Source organism: Actinoalloteichus spitiensis RMV-1378 (assembly GCF_000239155.1).
In the GTDB taxonomy this organism is placed as follows: Bacteria; Actinomycetota; Actinomycetes; order Mycobacteriales; family Pseudonocardiaceae; genus Actinoalloteichus_B; species Actinoalloteichus_B spitiensis.
The window spans coordinates 1-7,895 of record NZ_AGVX02000887.1 but is presented as its reverse complement, the minus strand read 5'-3'; the positions used below and the strand labels follow the sequence as shown (position 1 = coordinate 7,895).

Sequence of the window (7,895 nt, the reverse complement as noted above, 5' to 3'; positions counted from 1 at the left end):
GAGGTCCGGCTCGTCTTCGCCGGCGGTGTCCTCGGCGGCCGCTCCGGCGAGGCTGGCCGCTCCGGCGCCGCGTCCGACGGGCCGGGAGGACGAGGAGGACGGCATGTGCGACGTCCTCTCCGCCGCCGAGTTCCGGGTCGAGCTGACGGAGGCGCTGCTCGACGCGGCGCCGACACTGACCGCCGCCCAGGTCGTTCAGGTGCGCACCCGCCTGCTGGAGCTGGCTCGTGGCCACAACTGGATCGAGAGCTGACCGTCCTCGCCGACAGGCCTGACCGCCCGGTCAGAATGGTGGCGTGAAGTTATACGAGAAGATCGAGGGCCGGTTGCGCGACTTCGTTCTCGCGCAACCGGTGTTCTTCGTGGGCACCGCGCCCGCCGGCGCCGAGGGGCACGTGAACGTGTCCCCCAAGGGCATGCGGGGCACGTTCACGGTCCTGGGTGAGCACCGGGTCGCCTACCTCGACTACATGGCCAGCGGAGTGGAGACCATCGCGCACCTGCGGGAGAACGGGCGGATCGTGCTGATGTTCTGCGCCTTCTCCGGCGCGCCGAACGTGGTCCGCCTCCACGGCAGGGGCCGTGCCGTCCTGCCCTCGGATCCGGACTTCGCCGATCTCGTGTCGCGGTTCGAGGTCGAGCCGGCGCCGAGGTTGCGGGCGGTGATCGACGTGGAGGTGACCCGCGTCAGCGACTCCTGCGGCTTCTCGCTCCCCCTCCTGGACTACGTGGCCGACCGGGACCTGTTGACCCGGCACAACGGGCGCCGCAGCGACGAGAACGCGGCGACCTACCTGGCGACCCGCAACGCGGTCAGCATCGACGGCCTTCCCGCGATCGACCCCGCGCCCGGCTCCTGACCCGGTCCCCTTCCCCTGGGCGACCCACGGGACTGGCTCGCCCACTGCCCGGCTCGCCGGTGAACGGATGCGCGCCCCGGGGGTGGACGAGTCCCCGAACGGGCTGGTGGTGCGGTGCGGTGGGTGCCGCCAGCGGGGACGCCGCGCCGGGTGGGGCGTTGGTCAGCAGGCGTCGGGTCGGCCGGCCGGCCGACCCTCCTGGGTGTCCCCGTTGACCTCGCGCAGGGCGCGCATCGCGTCGGCGAGCCGTTGGGAGTCCTCCGGCCCGAGGGGCGCGAGGACACGGCGGCGCAGGATCTCGGCGCTGGCCGTCCGCACCCGGGTCGCGACGTCGAGCCCGTGGTCGGTGAGTTCGGCGTAGGTCACCCGGCGGTCCCGGTCGCAACGGTGTCGCCGGATCAGGTCGGCCGCGACCAACCGGTCGGCCACCTTGGTGAAACCGCCGCTGGAGAGGGCGGCCTCGTGGGCGAGCCGGGTCATCGGCATCCGGTGGTCGGGGCTGCGGACCAGGCGGAGCAGGATGTCGAAGGAGGCGGGCGCCAGGTCGAAGCGCTCGCCGATCTCGGCCTGGATGCGGCTCTGGGTCGCGTGGTAGCCCTCGATGACCAGCCCCCACCAGGTGATGATCTCGTCGTCGGCCGTGGGGCCCGCGTCACGCGCGCCGGTCATGAGCACGTCCCTCCTCCCCTCGTCCCACCTTTCGGACGCGGCGAGTGTAGCCGAACACATCTTCCCAGCGAACTTCTTGCGTGGAAGATGTTTAATGTTTAACCTCGCGTCGGGTCGTCCGCTGACCCCCGACCGAGAGGAACGAACACCCCCATGAGCAAGGTCAAGCTGAGCGTCATCTACTACTCGTCCACCGGCACCATCGCGGAGATCGCCCGCACCCTGGTCGCCGAGGCCGAGAAGGCCGGTGCCGAGGTGCGCCTGCGCAAGGCGCCCGAGCTGGCCCCCGACGCGGCCATCGACTCCAACCCGGCCTGGCGGGCGAACGTCGAGGCCACCTCCGACGTCCCCGAGGTCACGGCTGACGACGTGGTGTGGGCGGACGCGGTGATCTTCGGCTCCCCCACCCGCTACGGCAACATCGCCGCCCAGCTCAAGCAGTTCATCGACACCCTCGGCGGCGAGTGGCAGCAGGGCCTGCTGGCCGACAAGGTCTACAGCGGCTTCGCCTCCTCCGCCACCCTGCACGGCGGCCAGGAGTCCACGCTGCTCGCGCTGTACAACACCATCCACCACTTCGGCGGCATCCTCGTCAGCCCCGGATTCACCGACGGCTCGAAGTTCGTCGACGGCAACCCCTACGGCACCAGCCATGTGGACGCCCAGGGGAGCAACCCCGTCAACGACGTGACCCGCACCGCCGCCGGCGTGCAGGCCCGCCGCGTGGTCCGGATCGCCCAGGCCCTCAAGGCTGGCCTGGCCGCCTGAATTCCCCGGCCGGTGGTCGGCGTCCCCCGGGGATGTCGGCCACCAGGCGGAGGGTGGCGACCCGGGCCTCCGAAGAACGGACGGCAGGGGCCCGACCGCGCCGCGCCCGCTCGTCCACCTCCGCAGGCCCCCTGTCCACGACGCTGCCAGCAGCACATGGCCGGCGACGTGGCTGTGAGGAACCGAGGTCAGTCCTGACGGAAGTCCCGGAAGCCGCCCGTCGAAACGGCACGGGCCCCCGCCCCCGCCTGGCTCACCACGTCCTCAGCACGCCGAGGAACCCGCCGATTCAGTACCAGTCCCCCGGCTGCCACTGGACGCACTCCGGTCGACGCCCGGTCCGCAGATGTTCGGTGACGGCTCGGCGCACGTCCTGGAGCGCGAGCGTCGCGGAAAGGGGGAAGAAGAGGGGCGCGGACTCGTCGAAGAGGAGCGCGGAGCCGCCCAGATCGGCTCCCGGGTTGTACGTGTCCCAGGGCCCGAGGTCACCGTCCGGCGAGTCACCCGCCCAGTTCAACGCTCCCATCCCCTGGTCAGGCACGGTGGACACCCTCAGCTGCCACTCCGGCCACGCCTCGTGCCCGGCTCCCTGCCCGGCGGGCCTGTCCCAGACGTAGAGGAGACTGGGGCCGGCCGGGTGCGGTTCGTCCACGACCGCCCGGACCAGTGCCGTCCCCACCGGCCGCCGCGCGCGTGGCCGTCGTACCGACCACCGTGAGGCGACCAGTTCCCGCAGCCCGCGCCACCAGCTCCCTCCCGACGCGGCGGGGAACGTCGGTGATCGCGGTATCGCGCAGGGGTGTTCGGGGAACACGTGGCTGGCGGCGAGGAACCTGGCCCGCCAGGTCCGACTCCAGCCCCCGTCCGGACACCACTCGTTCGCCACTTCCCTCGGGGCCGCCAGGACGTCGCCGGTCGTCGGCTTCTGGCACCCCAGTGACTTCGGTCGGACTCAGAACCGATCCCCCGGCTGCCACCGCACACACTCCGGCCGGAGACCCGTGCACAAGTGTTCCGCAACCGCCCGGCGCACGTCGTCGATTGGCAGCACCGCTGACGGAGGGAAATAGGAGGGGATGGCGCCGTCGAACTCGACCTCGACTCCGGCGATCGGCGTGGAATTCAGACTGTCCCAGGAACCTGGCTCATCCTCACTCAGCGTGCGTCCCACCCAGTTGAGGGCGCCGACTCCCAGGTCCGGCTCGGTGGACACTCGAAGCTGCCACCCCGGCCACGCCAGCCGTCCGCTTCCCTCTCCCGCTGGCCGATCCCAGACAAAGATGAGTGATGCCCACCCCGGATGCTCCTCGTCCACGATTCGGCGCACCAGGGCCGCTCGTTCCTCCTCCACCCGCGCGTAATGGCGGACATTGTTGATGATCGCGGTCACAACGGCTGTCACGTGGCTTTCCCTTCGATGATGGTCGGTCGGCTGCGCCCTGGTTCCCATACCGTCATGGAGAATCCCCGGGGCAGGATCGAAGCCACGGCCTTCGTACAACCCCAATGGCCTCCGCACATGCGGTTGTTGAGGACGACAACCGTGTGGGTGACACCGGCTTCTGCCTGGCGTACCGCTAGCTTGGTCTCGACGTGACGGGCGGCGTCGGCAAGCGCGCGGTCGCGCAGCGGATGTTCGGGGAACAGGTCGCTGGTGGCGAGAATGAGGCCCACCACGTCCGACTCCGGCCCACGCCCGGACACCACCCGTTCGCCACTGCCCTCGGGGCCCTTCAGGTTAATGCCGGTCGTGGGCTCAGAACCGATAGCCCGGCTGCCACTGCACGCACTCCGGCCGGCGGCCCGTGTTGAAGTGTTCCGCAACGGCCCGGCGCACGTCGTCGATTGGCAGCACCGCCGACGGCGGAAAGTAGGAGGGAACGGAACCGTCGAACTCGACCGCGACACCGACGATCGGCGTGGAATTCAGAGTGTCCCATGGGCCCAGCTCATCACTCGGAACCGGCCCCACCCAGTTGAGCGCGCCCACCCCGAGGCCCGGCTCAGTGGACACCCGAAGCTGCCACGCCGGCCACGCCAGCCGTCCGCTTCCCTCTCCCGCTGGCCGATCCCAGACGTAGACGAGTGACGCCCATCCCGGATGCTCCTCGTCCACCATTCGGCGAATCAGGACCGCTCGTTCCTCCTCCGTCCGGGCGTAGTAGCGATCATTGTCAATGATCGCGGTCACAACGACTGTCACGTGGCTTTCCCTTCGATGATGGTCGGTCGGCTGCGCCCTGGTTCCCATACCGTCATGGAGAACCCCCGGGGGCAGGATCGCGGCTACTGCTTCCGTACACCCGTAAAGACCGTCGCACATACGGTTGTTGAGGACGACAACCGTGTGGGTGACACCGGCTTCTGCCTGGCGTACCGCTAGCTTCGTCTCGACGTGGCGCGCCACGTCCGCAATGGCGAGGTCCCGCAGCCGATGCTCCGGAAACACGTCGCTGGTGGCGAGGATGAGGCCCGCCAGGTCCGACTCCGGCTCGTGGCCGGACACCATCCGCTCGCCGCTGCCGTCAGAGCTTCCCAGGATGATCCCGGTCGTCTGGCCCCGGCCTCGGGGACGTTCCGGCAACTGGTCTCGGGCCCAGGCCACCCAGGCGACGCCTGTCCCCGGGGCCGCTTCCCACGGGGTGTTCGACGGGTGCGGCAGCGGACGACCCTGGGGCGGTTCGTCGGCCGGGGCGGGGTCGTGGGTGCCGTGCACCGCCCCACCGGCTGGCGGCCCAGGGGCCGGGTCAGATCCCGAAGCCGCCCTGAAACGTGGCCATCAGCCGCACCAACTGCTCGCGCAACTGCTGCTGCTGGTTCGCGGCCATCGCGATCGACTGGCGGATCTGCTCCAGCTGCGCCACAACCTCGGCGTGCCTGGCGGTGCCGTTGAGCACCGCCAGGTGCCCGGCGACCTCGTCCATCCGGCCCTGTTCCTGGCTGAGCCCGTAGGGCTCCAGGAGGGTGCTGGCGGCCTGTAAGCCTCCGATGATCTGCTGCATGTCCACGCCGGTTCTCCTGTTCAGGTAAGGGTTTCGGCGGCCGAGGCGGCCCGGCCGATCAGCTCCCCGGCCTGCTGCGGGTGGGTGAGCGCGGGACCCTGGGGCTGGGGTGGGCGCCAGAGCACGGGAAGCACCCACGTCAGCGGCGGGGCACCGGCGGAGGTCAGGGTGAGGACCTTCCCGCCGAGGCGGGACAGGGTCGTCACCATCAGCGAGGCCACCACCCCCGGCCCGGCCGTGATGACGGTCGCCACCGCGTCGGCGTCGGGCACCAGGAGCGCCCCGGCCACCCGCCGGGCCTGCACGCCGGGCAGCCCGACCGGTTCGGCGGGCGCGTGTTCCGGACGGAGGACGACTCCAAGGCGGCCTGCCTCGACACCCAGGCGAACCGGCCGGTACTGCTCCGGCCACCACACCACCAGCCGGGCAAGCTCGCGACCCGGCATCACGACATCGGGCGGGAGGGCGGTCACGGGATCACCCGCTACGGCGGGGGCGAACCCGGCGCGCACGGCGCTGGACACGCCCGCTCGGGGAGCCGGGGTGGTCACGGCGTCGCTGCCTGAGCGGTGGAGGCGGCGTCCTCCGCTGCCGCCAGCTCGGCCTCCTTGGCTTTCAGCTCGCGCACCACCCGCCGGAGCTGGTCCACCATCGTCCGCACCCACTCCGAGTGGAGATCAGGCTCGTCGGTGACGCAGGGCTCCATCTCCCGCAGCCAGTCCTGGTAGTACCGCAGCCGCTTCTCCTCCGACACCCAGGACCAGCGGTCCATGTAGCGCCTGGTGATGGCCGAGGCGATCTCGGCTGGACTGCCCTTCCGTCGTCCCATGTGGTCGTTCCCCGATCTCGATGACGGTTCGCGGCCGCGCGCACGGCCACACCCCCACCTCATCGCCGGATCAACGGCCGTGGCAGTCCCACAGTGGACGCCTTCCGTCCACGGCCCGCCCACCACCTCTCGCCGCCCGGCGGAAGTCCCAGTCCCCTCCCAGGGGTCCTACTGGGGTCTCACTTCGCCGTGACCAGCCCCAACGCCTCCCATTCCCCCCTCAACCACCACTACTCTCCGGACTTGACCAAGAACAGATGGTGACGACACGGGGTCGCGATGCACGGGAACCAGGACCTGCGCCGACTGATGGCGGAGGCGGAGCTGAGCAACACGGGGCTGGCGAACGCGGTGGTCCGGGCCGCCGCGCGGGAGGGCATCCACCTCGGGACCAGTCCCACCTCGGTGAAGCGGATGCTGCTGGGCTGCCAGCCCCGCGATCCGGTGCCCCGGCTCGTCGCCTCGGCCCTGTCGCGACGGCTGGGCTACCCGGTGACGGTCACCGCCTGCGGGTTCGACGACCACCGGACGGCGGGTGACACCTTCGACGCGCTCCGTCGCGCGCCCACTCCGGGTGGGACGATGGGCACCGTGGTGGAGCTGTCCGGACGTGACCTGAACCGACGCAATTTCCTGCTGGGCTCGGCGTTCACGGCGAGTGCCTTCGCGGAGCCGGCCTGGCTGGCGCTGACCGCCCCGCCGCCGGAGGCGACGGCGGCGGTGGGGGGTGGGCGACGCATCGGTACCGCCGAGATCAAGGTCCTCGGCGAGATGGTGCGGCACTACGAGAGTCTGCAACGCAGGTTCGGCGGCGGTCAGGTGCGGGATCGTGTCGTGCGCTTCGTGCACGACGAGGCCAGGGTGGCGGCGGAGGCCACCTACTCGGAACAGCACGGCCGAGAGCTCTTCTCCACGCTGGCACAGGCCACCTGGTTGGCCGGGCTGACCACGGCCGACAGCGGGCGGCACGCACTGGGCCAGCGCTACTACGCGCAGGCCCTGCACCTGGCCACCCAGGCCGGCGACACGCTGTTCGCGGCCAACGTGCTCGCCGAGATGAGCCGGCTGACCATCGACATCGGCAACGCCACCAGCCAGGCGACCGGCGCGGAACACGGTCCGCACGCGGCGGCGCTGGCGCGCTCGGCGCTGCGGATGACCGAGGGCGCGGCCACCCCGAGGTTCGCGGCCTGGCTGCACGCCATCGAGGCCCGGGGGCTCGCCTTCGTGGGCGACGCCCGCTCGGCGCGGCAGGCGATCGAGGAGGCGCAACGCGCCTTCGACCGGCCCGGCCCGCCGGAGCCGGAGTGGCTGGCCTTCTACGGCGAGCCGGACCTGATTTCCGATGTCGGCCAGTGTCTGCGGGACGCCGGCCGACCCCAACAGGGACTCGCCCTGCTCGAACAGGCGGCGGCCGCCCTGCCGGAGGACAGGGTGACGGCGCGGGCCAAGACCCGCATCCACATCGCCGCCGCCCACCTGGAACTCGGGGACTACGACCAGGCCGAGGCCGTGGCCGGTCAGGCCTTCGCCGACATGGGCGAGCTGTCCTCGGCCCGCACCGTCGACCGGGTGGTGGCGCTCCGCCAACGCGCCAGGGGGCGGGGACGGCACCCGGCGCTGCTCGACCTGGACGAGCGCATCACCGAACTCGTCGGTGAGCGCCCGTCCTCCGGCCCGGGCTCGACCGGGGTGACCACCTAGTCGACGACCTGGCCGTCCGCGCCGCCGCACCAGCCAGGTTCGGCGGCCGATCGGCCGTGGGCG

At 71.3% G+C, this 7,895-nt stretch carries 12 protein-coding genes; 4 read left to right on the top strand and 8 right to left on the bottom strand.

Annotation, left to right across the window (positions count from 1 at the left end):
• Both ACTIDRAF_RS34165 and ACTIDRAF_RS0226445 read left to right on the top strand, forming a co-directional pair.
• On the top strand, nt 1–253 hold a 253-nt coding region (locus ACTIDRAF_RS34165; protein WP_211215438.1), incomplete at its 5' end, for a hypothetical protein.
• A gap of 43 nt (nt 254–296) precedes the next feature.
• On the top strand, nt 297–860 hold the full coding sequence (locus ACTIDRAF_RS0226445) for a pyridoxamine 5'-phosphate oxidase family protein (protein ID WP_016701622.1): 564 nt from the start codon (nt 297–299) through the stop codon (nt 858–860).
• Nucleotides 861–1,022: 162 nt separating this feature from the next.
• On the opposite strand, the gene ACTIDRAF_RS0226440 is transcribed toward ACTIDRAF_RS0226445, so the two are convergent.
• A complete protein-coding gene (locus ACTIDRAF_RS0226440; RefSeq protein ID WP_039789999.1) occupies nt 1,023–1,529 on the bottom strand; it encodes a MarR family winged helix-turn-helix transcriptional regulator in 507 nt (168 codons plus the stop codon).
• 153 nt (nt 1,530–1,682) lie between these two features.
• Between ACTIDRAF_RS0226440 and wrbA the strand changes: the two genes are divergently transcribed.
• The gene (wrbA, locus tag ACTIDRAF_RS0226435) at nt 1,683–2,297 is read left to right on the top strand and encodes an NAD(P)H:quinone oxidoreductase (protein ID WP_016701620.1); all 615 of its coding nucleotides are present in this window, start codon (nt 1,683–1,685) and stop codon (nt 2,295–2,297) included.
• Between the two features lie 289 nt (nt 2,298–2,586).
• Here wrbA and ACTIDRAF_RS32330 read toward each other — a convergent pair whose 3' ends face one another.
• The 7 genes from ACTIDRAF_RS32330 to ACTIDRAF_RS0226405 all read right to left on the bottom strand — a co-directional run bounded on the left by ACTIDRAF_RS32330 (nt 2,587) and on the right by ACTIDRAF_RS0226405 (nt 6,128).
• Nucleotides 2,587–3,183, bottom strand: coding sequence for an Imm1 family immunity protein (locus ACTIDRAF_RS32330; protein ID WP_016701619.1), 597 nt, complete (start codon nt 3,181–3,183; stop codon nt 2,587–2,589).
• Between the two features lie 66 nt (nt 3,184–3,249).
• Nucleotides 3,250–3,699: an Imm1 family immunity protein gene (locus ACTIDRAF_RS0226425; protein ID WP_016701618.1), complete on the bottom strand. Its 450-nt coding sequence runs from the start codon at nt 3,697–3,699 to the stop codon at nt 3,250–3,252.
• On the bottom strand, nt 3,696–4,001 hold the full coding sequence (locus ACTIDRAF_RS33320; RefSeq protein WP_245533659.1) for a DddA-like double-stranded DNA deaminase toxin: 306 nt from the start codon (nt 3,999–4,001) through the stop codon (nt 3,696–3,698). Before ACTIDRAF_RS33320 ends, ACTIDRAF_RS0226425 begins: the two co-directional genes overlap by 4 nt.
• A gap of 52 nt (nt 4,002–4,053) precedes the next feature.
• Nucleotides 4,054–5,013 (bottom strand): Imm1 family immunity protein, encoded by a 960-nt coding sequence (locus ACTIDRAF_RS32325; protein WP_083886763.1) that lies wholly within the window; start codon nt 5,011–5,013, stop codon nt 4,054–4,056.
• A gap of 31 nt (nt 5,014–5,044) precedes the next feature.
• The gene (locus tag ACTIDRAF_RS0226415) at nt 5,045–5,305 is read right to left on the bottom strand and encodes a hypothetical protein (RefSeq protein WP_016701616.1); all 261 of its coding nucleotides are present in this window, start codon (nt 5,303–5,305) and stop codon (nt 5,045–5,047) included.
• A gap of 14 nt (nt 5,306–5,319) precedes the next feature.
• Nucleotides 5,320–5,850, bottom strand: coding sequence for a hypothetical protein (locus ACTIDRAF_RS0226410; protein WP_016701615.1), 531 nt, complete (start codon nt 5,848–5,850; stop codon nt 5,320–5,322).
• Nucleotides 5,847–6,128, bottom strand: a complete 282-nt coding sequence (locus ACTIDRAF_RS0226405; RefSeq protein WP_016701614.1) for a hypothetical protein — start codon at nt 6,126–6,128, stop codon at nt 5,847–5,849. The genes ACTIDRAF_RS0226410 and ACTIDRAF_RS0226405 overlap by 4 nt, the downstream gene beginning before the upstream one ends.
• 279 nt (nt 6,129–6,407) lie before the next feature.
• On the opposite strand from ACTIDRAF_RS0226405, the gene ACTIDRAF_RS0226400 reads away from it, so the two are divergent.
• Nucleotides 6,408–7,832 (top strand): NsdA family TPR-like regulatory protein, encoded by a 1,425-nt coding sequence (locus tag ACTIDRAF_RS0226400; RefSeq protein WP_016701613.1) that lies wholly within the window; start codon nt 6,408–6,410, stop codon nt 7,830–7,832.
• The last annotated feature ends 63 nt before the right edge of the window (nt 7,833–7,895 follow it).